Origin of the sequence: Halomonas sp. 3D7M, assembly GCF_014897885.1 — a bacterium.
Lineage (GTDB): Bacteria > Pseudomonadota > Gammaproteobacteria > Pseudomonadales > Halomonadaceae > Vreelandella.
Window position 1 is genome coordinate 14,108 of the sequence record NZ_JABUZF010000059.1, and the last position, 15,229, is coordinate 29,336.

Below are 15,229 nucleotides of genomic sequence, written 5' to 3' on the forward strand. Positions count from 1 at the left end.
AACCCTGCCTTACTTCTTCTTGGCTTCTTTGCGACGCACCTGCTCGTCGGCGTACCGAACACCCTTGCCTTTATACGGCTCAGGGGGACGGAAGGCGCGGATTTCCGCGGCGCACTGGCCGAGCATCTGCTTGTCCGCGCTTTTCAGCACGATCACGGTGTTCTTCGGCGTTTCCGCTGAGACACCCTTAGGCAGTTCATAGTCGACCGGGTGCGAGAAGCCCAGTGAAAGATTGAGCGTCTGGCCCTTAGCTTGGGCACGATAACCGACGCCTACAATTTCGAGAGTTTTTGTGAAACCCTCGGATACGCCCGTTACCAGGTTCTGAACCAAGGCGCGGGTAGTACCGGCCATTGCCCAGCTCTTGGCAGACTCACTCGGGGCGAAGGTCAGCTGGCCATCTTCTTGACCAATCACCACGTCCTGGTGAATGGGCATAGATAGCGTGCCCTGGCCGCCTTTGGCGGTCAGCTGGCCAGCGTCGATTTTAATCTCGACACCAGCAGGCACTTTAACCGGATATTTCGCTATGCGGGACATTCCAGCCTCCTAGAATACGGTGCAGATGACTTCGCCACCGACGCCTGCTTGGCGCGCGGCACGATCGGTCATGACACCATTAGAGGTGGTGACAATCGCGATACCCAGACCATCGGCGACCTTAGGCAGGTTGTCTTTGCCCTTGTACTGGCGCAGAGACGGCTTGGAAACCCGTTGAATGTGCTCAATAACCGGCTTACCCTCAAAATATTTAAGAGTAACGGTCAGCTCGGGTTTAACGCCTTCAGCCACCGTAAAGTCGGTAATGTAGCCTTCTTCCTTTAACACGCGGGCCACTTCCACTTTCAGCTTGGAGGACGGCATGGTAGCCGTCTCCTTGGTGGCCATCTGCGCATTGCGGATACGGGTAAACATATCCGCTAGAGTGTCTTGCATGCTCATTTAATGTGCGCTCCTGATGATTCGACGTGACGTTACCAGCTGGACTTTTTCAGGCCAGGGACGTCGCCACGCATGGCGGCTTCACGCAGCTTGTTACGGCCAAGGCCGAACTTGTTGTAAAAACCGTGCGGACGGCCAGTCACGCGGCAGCGGTTACGCTGACGCACCGGGCTTGAGTCGCGCGGCAGTTGCTGCAGCTTCAGCGTCGCCTCGAAACGTTCTTCTTCAGAAGCGTTCACGTCCGAGATGATTTTCTTGAGCTCTGCGCGCTTAGCCGCAAACTTCTCGACTAGCTGAGTACGCTTGAGCTCGCGCTCTACCATACTTTTCTTAGCCATGATCCAACCCTTATTTCTTAAACGGGAAGTTCAGTGCTGCTAATAGCGCACGACCTTCCTCGTCGGTGTTGGCGGTAGTAGTGATAGTGACGTCCAGCCCCCGGATGCGATCGATCTTATCATACTCGATCTCTGGGAAGATGATCTGCTCACGCACACCCATTGAGTAATTGCCGCGACCGTCAAAAGACTTCGGATTGAGACCACGGAAGTCACGCACGCGGGGAATCGCAATGTTCACCAGGCGGTCCAGGAAGTCCCACATACGCGCTGAGCGTAGTGTAACTTTGACACCGATCGGCCAACCTTCGCGCACCTTGAAGCCCGCGATGGACTTGCGTGCCTTGGTCACCAACGGCTTTTGACCAGAGAGTTTCTCCAGGTCACCGATGGCATTGTCGATCAGTTTTTTATCACTGACCGCTTCGCCGATACCCATGTTCAGAGTCACTTTCGTGATCCGGGGTACCTGCATTACGTTGGCGTAGCTGAACTGCTCTTTGAGCTGGGCTACAACCTCGTTTTGATAACGTTCTTTCAAGTTCGCCATTTTGCTACCCGACTCGCGTTAGGCGTCGATCTGCGTCTGCGTCGACTTGTAGATACGTACCTTGGTACCGTCTTCCTTAACTTGGAAGCCGACGCGATCCGCCTTACCGGTCTCCGAATTGAAGATGGCTACGTTGGACGCGTGAATCGGAGCCTCACGCTCGACGATACCGCCCTGATTTCCCGCCATGGGATTAGGCTTGGTGTGACGTTTAATCATATTCACACCGGACACCACGAAGCGGTTTTCTAGTACCCGCTTAACAGTGCCACGTTTGCCTTTATCCTTCCCGGCGATGACGATGACTTCATCGTCACGTTTGATCTTTTGCATATCCGCCTCGCTCCTTACAGCACTTCAGGCGCTAGGGAAATGATCTTCATGAACTTCTCATTACGAAGCTCACGAGTTACCGGCCCGAAGATACGCGTGCCGATCGGCTGTTCGTTGGTGTTATTCAACAAAACCGCCGCATTTCCATCGAAACGGATCAGCGAACCGTCACTACGACGGACGCCACTACGGGTGCGAACGACTACCGCTTTCAGCACTTGGCCTTTTTTGACCTTACCGCGCGGAATCGCTTCCTTCACCGTTACCTTAATGACGTCACCAACGCGAGCGTAGCGACGGTGTGAACCGCCCAACACCTTGATGCATTGCACCCGGCGCGCTCCGCTGTTGTCGGCGACATCCAGCATTGTCTGAGTCTGAATCATCGGTTTTCTCCAAACCTAATCTGACTGCACTGATCGGCAGACTTTAGGTATTACCCCTTAGCCTGCTCAACCACCTCGACCAGCGTCCAAGCTTTCTTCTTGGAAAGCGGACGGCACTCCTGAATGGAAACCGTATCGCCTGCCTTAGCTTGGTTCGCCTCATCATGGGCGTGCAGCTTGGTGGAGCGCTTGACGTATTTTCCGTAGATCGGGTGACGCTCACGACGCTCGATCATAACGACGATGGATTTATCCATCTTATCGCTCACCACCTTGCCGGTGAGCGTACGTGTTTTTTTCTCTTCGGCCATCTTATTCACCTGCCTTCTCGTTGAGCAAAGTCTTCACACGGGCGATATCCCGGCGGACCTGCTTGAGCAGATGAGTCTGGCTCAGTTGGCCAGTGGCCTTCTGCATGCGCAGGTTAAACTGCTCGCGGAGTAGCTCGAGGAGTTGCTCTTGCAGCTCTCCTACGGACTTTTCACGAATTTCCTGGGCTTTCATCACATCACCGTCCGTTTAGCAAAGGTGGTGGACAAGGGCATCTTCTGTGCGGCCAATTCAAATGCTTCACGGGCCAGCTCTTCGGATACACCTTCAATTTCGTACAGGACCCGACCCGGTTGGATCTGGGCTACCCAGTACTCAACGGAACCTTTACCTTTACCCATACGAACTTCGAGCGGCTTCTTGGAGATCGGCTTATCAGGGAAGACGCGGATCCAAATCTTACCGCCACGTTTAACGTGACGTGTGATCGCACGACGGCCTGCTTCGATCTGGCGCGCAGTGATGCGGCCACGACCGGTTGCTTTGAGACCGTACTCCCCGAAGCTGATTTTGCTTCCGCGATGCGCCAGGCCACGGTTGCGGCCTTTCATCATCTTACGGAATTTCATACGCTTGGGCTGTAACATCGACTCGCTCTCCCCTTACCTGGAACCTTTCTTCTTGGGCGCGTTGCCGGCAGGCTGCTGTTGCTTAGCCTTGGCACGTACTTCCTCAATACCACCGAGGATTTCACCCTTAAAGATCCACACTTTGACGCCGATGACGCCGTAGGTGGTGTGAGCTTCGTAAGTGGCGTAGTCGATATCCGCACGCAACGTGTGCAACGGAACGCGACCTTCGCGGTACCATTCGGTACGTGCGATTTCGGCACCACCCAGACGACCTGACAGCTGAATCTTAATGCCGCCAGCGCCAAGACGCATTGCGTTCTGTACCGCGCGCTTCATAGCACGACGGAACATTACGCGACGCTCAAGCTGACCCGCTACGTTAGCAGCGACTAGCTTGGCATCCAGCTCCGGCTTGCGAACTTCTTCGATGTTCACATGAACCGGAACACCCATCATCTCGGTTAGATCGCGACGTAAACGGTCGACATCTTCACCTTTTTTGCCAATCACGATACCCGGACGGGCAGTGTGAATGGTGATGCGGGCATTGTTAGCCGGACGCTCGATGTGAATGCGGCTTACGGAAGCGTTCTTTAAACGCTGATCCAGGAAGCTGCGCACTTCGAGATCATTATTGAGCTTATCGGCATAAGCGCCGCGCTCGGCATACCAGACAGAAGCATGGTCTTTGACGATGCCCAGTCGAATGCCTGTTGGATTGACTTTCTGACCCATCTGGTCGACTCCTACTTCTCGGCTACCTTGACGGTGATGTGGCAGGTGCGCTTCAAGATACGATCCGCACGGCCTTTGGCGCGCGGCTTGATACGCTTGAGCGTCACGCCCTCATCGACACAGATGGTCGAGACACGCAGCTCGTCGATGTCCATGCCGTTATTTTCTTCCGCATTCGCGATGGCGGACTGAAGCACTTTCTTGACCAGTTTGGCAGCCTTCTTCGGTGAGAAGGTCAGCAGGTCAATAGCTTCGGCGACCGGTTTACCGCGCACCTGGTCAGCCACCAAACGGGCCTTCTGTGCGGATAAAGCAGCGCCACTCAGCTTAGCTGTGACTTCCATCTCTTAATCCTCTCTGGCTTACCGTTTGGCTTTCTTGTCCGCAGCATGCCCGCGATATGTGCGAGTAGCAGCGAATTCGCCAAGTTTATGACCCACCATTTCCTCGGAGACGTGCACCGGGACATGCTGGCGTCCGTTATGGACCGCAATAGTCAGACCTACCATGTTGGGCAGGATCATCGAACGACGCGACCAAGTCTTGATTGGTTTGCGATCGTTCTTCTCCACTGCAGCCTCTACCTTCTTCAAAAGATGAAGGTCAATGAAGGGACCTTTCTTTAGTGAACGTGGCACAGCCGTTACCTCTTAAGTTCTTGGCAATTTCGATTAACGCGTCTTGTTACGACGACGGATAATCAGCTTGTCGGTGCGCTTGTTCTTACGCGTCTTGTGACCCTTAGTCGGCACACCCCATGGGGATACCGGGTGACGACCACCACTGGTGCGGCCTTCACCACCACCGTGCGGGTGATCCACCGGGTTCATCGCGACACCGCGAACAGTCGGACGCACGCCTCTCCAGCGCTTCGCACCGGCCTTGCCAAGTTGACGCAGGCTGTGCTCGGAGTTGCTCACTTCGCCCAGAGTTGCGCGGCACTCAGCCAACACTTTGCGCATTTCGCCAGAGCGAAGACGTAAGGTGGCGTAGTTACCTTCACGAGCAACCAGCTGAGCGCTAGTACCGGCACTGCGAGCAATCTGCGCGCCTTTACCCGGCTTCAGTTCGATACCGTGAACGGTAGAACCAAGCGGAATATTGCGCAGCGGCAAAGCATTGCCTTTTTTGATGGGCGCGTTCACACCAGATTCCAGCACGTCACCCGCGCTGACACCTTTCGGTGCAATGATGTAACGACGCTCACCATCTGCATATTTCAATAGTGCAATATGCGCACTACGGTTCGGATCGTGCTCAAGACGCTCAACGGTGGCTGGAATGCCATCTTTGGTGCGTTTGAAGTCGATCAACCGGTAGTGCTGACGGTGACCACCGCCCACGTGGCGGGTGGTGATGCGACCGTAGTTGTTACGGCCACCGGACTTGGACTGTTTTTCCAAAAGCGGTGCATAAGCACGGCCTTTGTACAGTTCCTCACCAACGATCTTAACGACGTGGCGACGACCGGCGGATGTGGGTTTGGTCTTGACGATTGCCATTATCCGTACTCCTGCCCTTATTCGGCGCCAGAGAAGTCTTCGAGCGTTTCACCCGCAGCCAGGGTCACATACGCTTTGCGGTAACCCTTACGCAGGCCAACGCCGTGAGCAGTACGCTTAGTTTTCCCCTTCACGTTCAATACTTGAACGCTGCCGACCTTCTTGCCGAATAGTGCTTCAACGGCTTTCTTGATCTCGGGTTTGGTAGCATCAGATGCCACCTTGAAAACGTACTGGTTGCGCTCGGCTGCCATCGCGGCCTTTTCGGTCACGTGCGGTCCAAGCAGAACCTTAAATACGCGCTCCTGGTTCATGCCAGCTTCTCCTCGAATTTACGCAGGGCGGAGACGGTGACCAGAACCTTATCAAAGGCTACTAGGCTCACCGGATCAGCTGCAGCGACATCCACCACGTCAACGTGGGGAAGGTTGCGTGCGGCCAGATAGAGCTTCTCGTCAATTTCTTCGGTGACGATCAACACTTTCTCAAGGTTGAGCTCTTTCAGCTTGGCAGCTACCTGCTTGGTCTTCGGCGCTTCAACGCTAAACTCTTCAACAGCGACAAGACGCTCTTGACGTACGAGTTCAGACAGGATGGAACGCATCGCCGCACGGTACATTTTGCGGTTTACTTTCTGGCTATGGTCCTGAGGACGCGCCGCGAAAGTTACGCCGCCGCTGCGCCATAGCGGAGAGCGGATAGTACCGGCACGTGCACGACCGGTACCCTTCTGACGCCACGGCTTCTTACCACCACCACGTACGTCGGAACGGTTCTTTTGAGCGCGGGTACCTTGACGGCCACCAGCCAAATAGGCGGTTACCACCTGGTGAACCAGCGCTTCGTTGAATTCTTTGCCAAAAGTGGCATCGGCTACTTCAACGGTACCCGTGCCTGCAGCAAGATTCAGATTCATTGGTAATTATCCCCTTCAGCGAGCTTTCACGGCGCTGCGAACGATAACATCGCTACCGGTCGCGCCCGGAACAGCACCTTTGATCAGCAGCAGGTTACGCTCGGCGTCGACACGGACGATCTCAAGGCTCTGCACGGTGCAACGGGCATTACCCATTTGACCGGCCATTTTCTTGCCTTTAAATACGCGACCCGGAGTCTGACACATGCCGATAGAGCCCGGCGCGCGGTGCGACAGGGAGTTACCATGCGTGTTGTCTTGGGTACGGAAATTCCAGCGCTTAACAGCACCCTGGAAGCCTTTACCCTTAGAGGTGCCGGTCACGTCAATCATTTGACCAGCTTCGAAGAGGGATACGGTGAGTTCGCCACCCACTTCCGGAGATTCTTCGCCTTCTGCAAGACGGAATTCCATCAGTGAACGACCAGCCTCAACACCCGCCTTGGCAAACTGACCAGCTTGCGCTTTGGTGAGGTGCTTAGCTTTACGAGAACCTGTGGTGACCTGAACCGCTGCGTAACCGTCAGACTCAAGAGTCTTAACGCGCGTTACACGGTTAGGATCAACTTCAATAACGGTCACGGGCACGGAAGCGCCATCTTCGGTAAAGACACGGGTCATCCCGGCCTTTTTACCGACTAAACCGATAGTCATACTCAGTCTCCTATAGTGTACGGGGCTATCACCCGCTATGGCTGCCCTTTCCAGAGCATTCCACTAGCACATTGTGTGGCGCCTCACGGCGCGGCGGCTGCTGCTCATTCTAAAAATTAATGAGCGCTGGGCCGCAAGTGTCTAGTGTAATTAGTCGAGCTTGATTTGCACGTCTACGCCAGCGGCGAGATCGAGCTTCATCAGCGCATCAACAGTTTTCTCGGTTGGCTCAACAATATCGAGCACACGCTTGTGCGTACGAATCTCATACTGATCACGCGCATCTTTGTTGACGTGCGGTGAAATCAGAATGGTGTAACGCTCGCGGTTGGTCGGCAGCGGGATCGGACCACGAACCTGAGCACCAGTACGCTTAGCGGTTTCAACGATTTCCGCTGTGGACTGATCAATCAGGCGATGGTCGAACGCTTTCAACCGAATGCGAATCTTTTGGTTCTGCATTTGCCCTAAACTCCAATGGATGTCGACGGCGCGAGCCGTCTACCCACGCATTCAAAGGATGCGCATTATAGGCACGCCAAAAGCCCATGTCAAACATTTGCTATTGGTGCGCAGAAAAGGGGGCTCGCAAGAGCCCCCTTGATCAATCAATCAAGCAAGCTTACTTGACGATTTTTGCAACAACGCCAGCACCAACGGTACGACCACCTTCGCGAATTGCGAAGCGCAGACCTTCGTCCATAGCGATTGGAGCAATCAGGGTAACAACCATCTTAACGTTGTCGCCCGGCATTACCATTTCAACACCTTCCGGCAGTTCACAAGTACCCGTTACGTCAGTGGTACGGAAGTAGAACTGGGGACGGTAGCCTTTGAAGAAAGGCGTGTGACGACCACCTTCTTCTTTGGACAATACGTAAACTTCTGCTTCGAAGGTGGTGTGCGGGTTGATGGTGCCCGGCTTAGCCAGAACCTGGCCACGCTCGACGTCATCACGCTTAGTACCACGCAGCAGAGCGCCAACGTTCTCACCTGCACGACCTTCGTCGAGCAGCTTACGGAACATTTCAACACCGGTAACGATGGTTTTAGTGGTGTCGCGGATACCCACGATTTCCACTTCTTCGCCTGCTTTAACGATACCGCGCTCTACACGACCGGTAACGACAGTACCGCGGCCAGAGATAGAGAACACGTCTTCGATCGGCATCAGGAACGGCTGGTCGATAGCACGCTCCGGCTCAGGAATGTACTGATCCAGAGCTTTAATCAGATTCGCAACAGCAGTAGTACCCATGCCGTTCTCATCTTCACCGTTCAGAGCCATCAGCGCAGAACCAGTGATGATCGGCGTGTCGTCACCCGGGAAGTCGTACTCGTCGAGGAGTTCACGAACTTCCATCTCAACCAGCTCAAGCAGCTCTTCGTCATCGACCATGTCCGCTTTGTTCAGGAACACAACGATGAACGGAACGCCAACCTGACGAGACAGCAGGATGTGCTCACGCGTCTGCGGCATCGGGCCATCAGCAGCAGAACATACCAGGATTGCGCCATCCATCTGCGCAGCACCGGTGATCATGTTCTTGACGTAGTCAGCGTGTCCTGGGCAGTCAACGTGCGCATAGTGGCGCTCTTCAGACTGATACTCAACGTGAGACGTAGCGATGGTGATACCGCGCTCGCGCTCTTCAGGAGCGTTATCGATGGTATCAAACTCACGCCAGTCGCCGCCGAAAACCTCAGCAGACACACGGGTTAGGGCCGCTGTCAGGGTCGTTTTACCGTGGTCGACGTGACCGATGGTGCCGACGTTGACGTGCGGTTTGGAACGTTCAAATTTTTCCTTAGCCACTGCTATAACCTCTTTACGTTAGCTAACGGTTAACCGTTTTGATTGATGACGGCTTCAACGACGCTGGAGGGCGCCTCCTCGTACTTCGCGAACTCCATAGAGTAGCTCGCGCGGCCCTGGGTTTGTGAGCGCAAATCGGTTGCATAACCGAACATCTCACCCAGTGGCACCGTTGCACGAATGACTTTACCAGAAGAGGAGTCATCCATACCCTGCACCAGACCGCGACGACGGCTCAGGTCGCCCATGACGTCACCCATAAACTCTTCGGGGGTCACGATTTCGACCTTCATCACCGGCTCCAGCAGCACGGCCTTGGCCTTCCTGGCACCTTCTTTCACTGCCATAGAAGAAGCAATCTTGAACGCAGTCTCGTTAGAGTCCACGTCATGGAAGGAACCATCAAACAGCGTTACTTTAACGTCGATCATCGGGTAACCCGCGATGACACCGTTTTTGAGCTGTTCGTAGGCACCCTTCTCAACCGCAGGCACGTATTCCTTGGGAACCGCACCACCTACGATTTCAGAGTTGAACTTGAAGAACAGTTCGTCTTCGCCTTCACCCTTTTCTGCTGCAGTCAGCGGCTCAATGCGCAGCCAAACGTGACCATACTGACCACGACCACCCGACTGACGCACGAACTTGCCTTCTTGCTCAATGTTGCCGCGAATTGTTTCGCGATAAGCAACCTGAGGCTTACCGATATTGGCTTCAACCTTGAACTCGCGACGCATACGGTCAACAAGGATATCGAGGTGCAGCTCACCCATACCAGAAATAATGGTCTGGCCGGTTTCTTCGTCGGTTTTCACCTGGAAGGAAGGATCTTCCTGGGCAAGTTTACCCAGTGCAACACCCATCTTTTCCTGATCAGCCTTCGACTTCGGCTCAACGGCTACCGAGATAACCGGATCCGGGAACTCCATGCGCTCGAGAACAATTTTGTTATCGATATCGCACAGGGTGTCACCCGTGGTGACGTCTTTCAGACCGATACATGCCGCGATGTCGCCAGCAAGTACTTCCTTGATCTCTTCACGCGAATTGGCATGCATCTGAACGATACGACCAACACGCTCTTTCTTCTGCTTAACGGAGTTATAAACGCCGTCACCAGATTTCAGAACGCCCGAGTAGACGCGAATAAAGGTCAAAGTACCAACGAAGGGGTCGGTAGCGATCTTAAACGCTAACGCTGCAAACGGAGCACTATCATCAGCCTCACGAGTTGCCACGGTACCATCTTTGTCGTCCAACTCACCTTCGATCGCCTTAACTTCAGTCGGCGAAGGCATGTATTCGATAACGCCGTCAAGCACTGCCTGGACACCTTTGTTCTTAAATGCAGAACCACAGGTCACCAGAACAATGTCGTTGGCTAACGTACGCGCACGAAGACCAGCCTTGATCTCTTCAATCGACAGCTCACCGCCTTCCAAGTACTTATCCATCAGCTCTTCAGAGCCTTCGGCAGCGGCTTCAACCATTTGCTCGCGATACGTCTCGGCCGTTTCCTGCAGCTCAGCCGGAATATCAACAAGCTCATAATTCATACCCAGGCTTTCCTCATCCCACAGGATAGCCTTCATCTGAATCAGGTCGATAACGCCTTTAAAGTCTTCCTCTGTGCCCCAGTTAATCTGAATCGGCACAGTATTAGCACCTAAGCGCTCCTTCAACTGGTCAACAACCATGAAGAAATCAGCGCCAGTACGGTCCATCTTATTGACGAAGACCATACGCGGAACTTCGTACTTATCAGCCTGACGCCAGACCGTTTCGGTCTGCGGCTGAACACCGGAGGAGCCGCACAGTACAACAACAGCACCATCAAGAACACGCAAAGAACGCTCGACCTCGATAGTGAAGTCAACGTGCCCCGGGGTGTCGATGATATTAATGCGGTGCTCATCAAACTGGTGACTCATACCTTTCCAGAAGGTAGTAACAGCAGCCGAGGTGATAGTAATACCACGCTCCTGCTCCTGCTCCATCCAGTCGGTAGTCGAGGCACCTTCATGCGTTTCACCCAACTTGTGGTTCAAGCCGGTATAGAAAAGCACGCGCTCAGTCGTCGTGGTTTTACCCGCGTCAACGTGAGCGACGATACCGATATTGCGATAACGATTAAGTGGAGTCTTGCGTGCCACGGTGAAGCTCCCGTTAGTTGGCGATGCTCGTTAATTCAGCAGTGTTCATTTTGTGTATTCCACTGCCGCCATCAACAAGGATAGCGACAGCGTGTTGCAGCATGGCGAAAGAACTCTTTAGCGCAGCACAACCAACAAAACCAAACACAAACTCAGAAACGCCGAGTTTAGAAACGATAGTGAGAGAAGGCCTTGTTGGCTTCTGCCATACGGTGCACATCTTCACGCTTCTTAACAGCCGAGCCTTTGCCTTCAGCGGCATCCAGCATTTCACCTGCCAGGCGCTGAACCATCGTTTTCTCACCGCGGCGACGCGCAGCGTCCACCAACCAGCGCATTGCTAGGGCTTGGCGACGCGAAGGACGAACTTCGACCGGCACCTGATAGGTCGCACCACCAACACGGCGCGACTTTACTTCAACCATCGGCTGGATAGTTTCCAGCGCCTTGTCGAAGATTTCCAGCGGCTCTTCACTACTACGCTCGGCAACCTTGTCCAACGCACCGTAAACGATGCGCTCAGCTATGGACTTCTTGCCGCTGACCATCAGGTGGTTCATGAACTTCGCCAGACGCTCACTTCCGAACTTAGGATCCGGCAGGATTTCGCGTTTAGCTACAACTCTTCTTCTAGGCATGATAAGCCCTCAATTAAGGATCCTTCAGGTAAACCCGGGACCAATTGCGCTATTCGCGCCGCCCGACCTTACTCTTATCAGACCGTCATATTCATATTAAGGTAACAACGCCAGCGTCATAAAACGCCGCAACAAGACGCCTTAGGACTTCGGACGCTTGGTACCGTACTTAGAACGACCCTGCTTACGGTTCTGTACGCCAGAGGTGTCAAGGGCGCCACGAACGGTGTGATAACGCACACCTGGCAAATCCTTTACACGACCACCGCGAATCAGAACAACAGAGTGCTCTTGCAGGTTGTGACCTTCACCACCGATGTAAGAAGACACTTCGAAACCGTTGGTAAGGCGCACACGGCAGACCTTACGAAGGGCCGAGTTCGGCTTCTTAGGGGTAGTAGTATAAACGCGCGTACAAACGCCACGTTTCTGCGGGCATGCCTGTAGCGCAGGTACGTCACTCTTAGTGACGGGGCGCTTACGCGGCTTGCGCACTAGCTGATTAATCGTTGCCATGGTGTTTAGCTGACTCCAATGGTTGCCTGGCCTTTCAACAAATACTAACAGCAGGTGCGGGCGCACCCACCCCACTGTTAAAGGCTGCGCATTCTAAAGGCTGACCCTAGGTGGCGTCAAGTCTTGCTGGCGGTTTAACCAGCAAGACTGCGCCATAAGGGCCAGCGACTCGTTGTTACTCGTTTTCCTTACCGTCGATTACAGCTCATCGTCTGAATCAAGGGCGGTTAACTGAGCACCAAGCTCCTGTTCAACTTCGGTAGCCGAGGGATTGAACAGACGCTCAACGTCTTCGCGCTTGCGACGACGCTCTGCGTGGTGAGTCAGACCGGTACCTGCCGGAATCAGACGTCCAACCACCACGTTTTCTTTCAGGCCGCGTAGATAATCGCGCTTGCCGGTTACCGCTGCCTCGGTCAATACACGTGTCGTTTCCTGGAACGACGCCGCTGAAATGAACGACTCAGTGGCCAAGCTGGCCTTAGTGATACCCAGCAGCAAGCGTTGATACTTGGCCGGGAATTTACCTTCTTTCTCGAGACGCGCATTCTGTTCTAGCACGCGGACGAGTTCAGCTTGGTCGCCAGTAATAAAGTCAGAGTCGCCTGAATCAGAGATCTCTACCTTACGCAGCATCTGGCGAACAATAACTTCGATATGCTTATCGTTGATGCCTACACCCTGGAGGCGGTAAACATCTTGCACTTCGGCGGTGATGTATTTGGCCAGTTCCGCCACGCCCAATAACCGCAGGATATCGTGGGGGTTGCTCGGACCATCCGAGATTACTTCACCCTTCTCAACGGTTTCACCCTCGAAGACAGCGATTTGACGCCATTTCGGGATCAACGCTTCAAACGGGTCGCCAGACTCTGGGGTAATCGTCAAGCGACGCTTACCCTTTGTCTCTTTACCGAAACTGACCACACCACTGATTTCAGCCAAGATTGACGACTCTTTCGGCTTGCGCGCCTCAAACAAGTCGGCAACACGCGGCAGACCACCGGTAATATCTTTGTTACCAGACGCCTCTACCGGAATACGTGCAACAACCTCACCTACACCAATGGTAGCGCCATCATCGACGGAGATAATCGAGTTGCCCGGCAGCAGGTACTGTACCGGCGTATTCGATCCAGACACCGACACGTACTCGCCAGCAGCATCTTTCAGCATCACCATCGGGCGCTTATCGCGGCCTGCCATCGGACGGGCTGCCGACTCGATAACCTCAATAGACGACAGACCAGTCATTTCGTCGACGCTACGGTGCATGGTGACACCTTCGTCAAGGTCGATAAACTGCGCCTTACCTTCTACCTCGGCAATGATCGGGTGAGTGTGCGGATCCCACTTCGCGACAATCGCACCGCCATCGACGACATCACCGTCACGAACAGACAGCTCGGCGCCGTAAGGCAGCTTGTAGTACTCACGCTCGCGGCCATGGTCATCAGCAACAGCAAGTGCACTGGAACGAGAGACAACGACCAACTTACCGTCGGCCCGCTCTACATGCTTGATGTTGTGGAGACGTACTTTACCGCCATGCTTGACCTGAACGCTGTCTACTGCCGATGAACGCGACGCCGCACCACCGATGTGGAACGTACGCATGGTCAGCTGGGTACCCGGCTCACCGATGGACTGTGCGGCGATAACACCGACAGACTCACCAATGTTGACCTGATGGCCACGCGCCAAGTCGCGACCATAACAGGAGGCACACACGCCGTGGGCAGTGTCACAAGTAATGGTAGAACGAACAATGATCTCGTCTACGCCCATGGTGTCTAGCGATGCACACCACTTTTCGTCCAGCAATGTGCCGCGCGGAATAAGCACTTCATCATTACTTGGATCAATAACATCAATCGCAACGACACGACCAAGTACACGCTGAGACAGCGGTACAATGATGTCGCCACCTTCGATGATCGGGTGCAGGGTCAAGCCGTTTTCGGTGCCACAATCGGTCTCAGTGATGACCAAGTCCTGGGCAACGTCAACCAGACGACGGGTCAGGTAACCGGAGTTAGCCGTTTTCAGAGCCGTATCCGCAAGACCTTTACGAGCACCGTGGGTCGAGATGAAGTACTGGAGTACGTTCAGACCTTCACGGAAGTTGGCGACGATCGGCGTTTCGATGATCGAGCCATCCGGCTTAGCCATCAAACCACGCATACCCGCCAACTGACGGATCTGGGCGGCAGAACCACGCGCACCGGAGTCAGCCATGATAAAGACGCTGTTGAACGAGTCTTGCTCAACTTCGTTGCCTTCACGGTCGATGACGGTCTCTTTAGAGATACCTACCATCATCGCCTTGGCAACTTTATCGTTGGCCTTCGACCAGATATCGATGACCTTGTTGTACTTCTCACCGGCGGTTACCAGGCCAGAAGAGAACTGATCTTCGATCTCTTTAACTTCCGCTTCTGCAGCGTCGACAATCTCGGTTTTCGCATCAGGAATAACGAAGTCATTAACACCGATAGAGGCGCCCGACCAGGTTGCCAAACGGAAACCGGTGTACATCAGTTGGTCAGCAAAGATAACCGTCGGCTTCAAGCCCGCACGACGGTATACCTCGTTGATCAAGCTAGAGATCGCCTTTTTCTTCATCGGCTGATCGATTAGCGAGAACGGCACACCTTCCGGCAAAATGCGGAACAGTAGCGCACGGCCAACCGTCGTGTCGTAGATGCGGCGATGGAAACTACGCTCGCCGGTCTCTTCTTCGACATCGACTTCGTCCAGACGCACTTTCACGCGAGCGTGCAGCGATACCGACTGCGTGCCGAACGCGCGCTCCACCTCATTAAGGTCAGAGAACACCATGCCTTCG

The 15,229-nt window shown here is 54.2% G+C and carries 21 protein-coding genes and 1 pseudogene; all 22 read right to left on the minus strand.

What is annotated here, in order from left to right; genetic code table 11:
• Positions 1–9: 9 nt before the first annotated feature.
• Entirely contained in the window at positions 10–540 is a 531-nt protein-coding gene (gene rplF / locus INT22_RS01795; RefSeq protein WP_038480399.1) for a 50S ribosomal protein L6, read from the minus strand.
• Between the two features lie 9 nt (positions 541–549).
• Complete coding sequence (gene rpsH, locus INT22_RS01800) at positions 550–942, minus strand: 30S ribosomal protein S8 (RefSeq protein ID WP_009723892.1); 393 nt, start codon at positions 940–942, stop codon at positions 550–552.
• A 32-nt stretch (positions 943–974) separates the two neighbouring features.
• Positions 975–1,280 carry a 30S ribosomal protein S14 gene (rpsN, locus tag INT22_RS01805; protein ID WP_125744946.1) on the minus strand — a complete coding sequence of 102 codons (306 nt, stop codon included), beginning with the start codon at positions 1,278–1,280 and terminating at the stop codon, positions 975–977.
• Positions 1,281–1,290: 10 nt separating this feature from the next.
• Positions 1,291–1,830: a 50S ribosomal protein L5 gene (gene rplE, locus INT22_RS01810; RefSeq protein ID WP_009723894.1), complete on the minus strand. Its 540-nt coding sequence runs from the start codon at positions 1,828–1,830 to the stop codon at positions 1,291–1,293.
• Positions 1,831–1,848: 18 nt separating this feature from the next.
• Positions 1,849–2,163, minus strand: a complete 315-nt coding sequence (rplX, locus tag INT22_RS01815; RefSeq protein ID WP_009723895.1) for a 50S ribosomal protein L24 — start codon at positions 2,161–2,163, stop codon at positions 1,849–1,851.
• A gap of 14 nt (positions 2,164–2,177) precedes the next feature.
• Positions 2,178–2,549, minus strand: a complete 372-nt coding sequence (gene rplN / locus INT22_RS01820) for a 50S ribosomal protein L14 (protein ID WP_009723896.1) — start codon at positions 2,547–2,549, stop codon at positions 2,178–2,180.
• Positions 2,550–2,599: 50 nt separating this feature from the next.
• The gene (gene rpsQ / locus INT22_RS01825; RefSeq protein ID WP_009723897.1) at positions 2,600–2,860 is read right to left on the minus strand and encodes a 30S ribosomal protein S17; all 261 of its coding nucleotides are present in this window, start codon (positions 2,858–2,860) and stop codon (positions 2,600–2,602) included.
• A 1-nt stretch (position 2,861) separates the two neighbouring features.
• Positions 2,862–3,053 (minus strand): 50S ribosomal protein L29, encoded by a 192-nt coding sequence (rpmC, locus tag INT22_RS01830; protein ID WP_125744944.1) that lies wholly within the window; start codon positions 3,051–3,053, stop codon positions 2,862–2,864.
• Entirely contained in the window at positions 3,053–3,466 is a 414-nt protein-coding gene (rplP, locus tag INT22_RS01835; protein ID WP_007112000.1) for a 50S ribosomal protein L16, read from the minus strand. The genes rpmC and rplP overlap by 1 nt, the downstream gene beginning before the upstream one ends.
• 15 nt (positions 3,467–3,481) lie before the next feature.
• Positions 3,482–4,186 (minus strand): 30S ribosomal protein S3, encoded by a 705-nt coding sequence (gene rpsC, locus INT22_RS01840; RefSeq protein WP_038480389.1) that lies wholly within the window; start codon positions 4,184–4,186, stop codon positions 3,482–3,484.
• Positions 4,187–4,197: 11 nt separating this feature from the next.
• Positions 4,198–4,530: a 50S ribosomal protein L22 gene (gene rplV / locus INT22_RS01845; RefSeq protein WP_038480386.1), complete on the minus strand. Its 333-nt coding sequence runs from the start codon at positions 4,528–4,530 to the stop codon at positions 4,198–4,200.
• A gap of 18 nt (positions 4,531–4,548) precedes the next feature.
• A complete protein-coding gene (gene rpsS, locus INT22_RS01850; RefSeq protein WP_009098993.1) occupies positions 4,549–4,824 on the minus strand; it encodes a 30S ribosomal protein S19 in 276 nt (91 codons plus the stop codon).
• A gap of 33 nt (positions 4,825–4,857) precedes the next feature.
• Positions 4,858–5,688: a 50S ribosomal protein L2 gene (gene rplB, locus INT22_RS01855; protein WP_009723901.1), complete on the minus strand. Its 831-nt coding sequence runs from the start codon at positions 5,686–5,688 to the stop codon at positions 4,858–4,860.
• 17 nt (positions 5,689–5,705) lie between these two features.
• Complete coding sequence (rplW, locus tag INT22_RS01860) at positions 5,706–6,002, minus strand: 50S ribosomal protein L23 (protein WP_009723902.1); 297 nt, start codon at positions 6,000–6,002, stop codon at positions 5,706–5,708.
• On the minus strand, positions 5,999–6,604 hold the full coding sequence (gene rplD, locus INT22_RS01865) for a 50S ribosomal protein L4 (RefSeq protein ID WP_038480381.1): 606 nt from the start codon (positions 6,602–6,604) through the stop codon (positions 5,999–6,001). Before rplD ends, rplW begins: the two co-directional genes overlap by 4 nt.
• A 15-nt stretch (positions 6,605–6,619) precedes the next feature.
• Positions 6,620–7,258 carry a 50S ribosomal protein L3 gene (gene rplC / locus INT22_RS01870; RefSeq protein WP_009723904.1) on the minus strand — a complete coding sequence of 213 codons (639 nt, stop codon included), beginning with the start codon at positions 7,256–7,258 and terminating at the stop codon, positions 6,620–6,622.
• 150 nt (positions 7,259–7,408) lie between these two features.
• Entirely contained in the window at positions 7,409–7,720 is a 312-nt protein-coding gene (gene rpsJ / locus INT22_RS01875; protein ID WP_009098983.1) for a 30S ribosomal protein S10, read from the minus strand.
• A 160-nt stretch (positions 7,721–7,880) separates the two neighbouring features.
• Entirely contained in the window at positions 7,881–9,074 is a 1,194-nt protein-coding gene (tuf, locus tag INT22_RS01880; RefSeq protein WP_089040010.1) for an elongation factor Tu, read from the minus strand.
• Between the two features lie 29 nt (positions 9,075–9,103).
• Positions 9,104–11,227 carry an elongation factor G gene (fusA, locus tag INT22_RS01885; protein ID WP_089040011.1) on the minus strand — a complete coding sequence of 708 codons (2,124 nt, stop codon included), beginning with the start codon at positions 11,225–11,227 and terminating at the stop codon, positions 9,104–9,106.
• Positions 11,228–11,394: 167 nt separating this feature from the next.
• Positions 11,395–11,865, minus strand: coding sequence for a 30S ribosomal protein S7 (gene rpsG / locus INT22_RS01890; protein WP_018917738.1), 471 nt, complete (start codon positions 11,863–11,865; stop codon positions 11,395–11,397).
• 141 nt (positions 11,866–12,006) lie between these two features.
• Entirely contained in the window at positions 12,007–12,381 is a 375-nt protein-coding gene (gene rpsL / locus INT22_RS01895) for a 30S ribosomal protein S12 (protein ID WP_009098973.1), read from the minus strand.
• Positions 12,382–12,579: 198 nt separating this feature from the next.
• Positions 12,580–15,229, minus strand: a pseudogene (locus INT22_RS01900) (DNA-directed RNA polymerase subunit beta'); the annotation flags it as partial.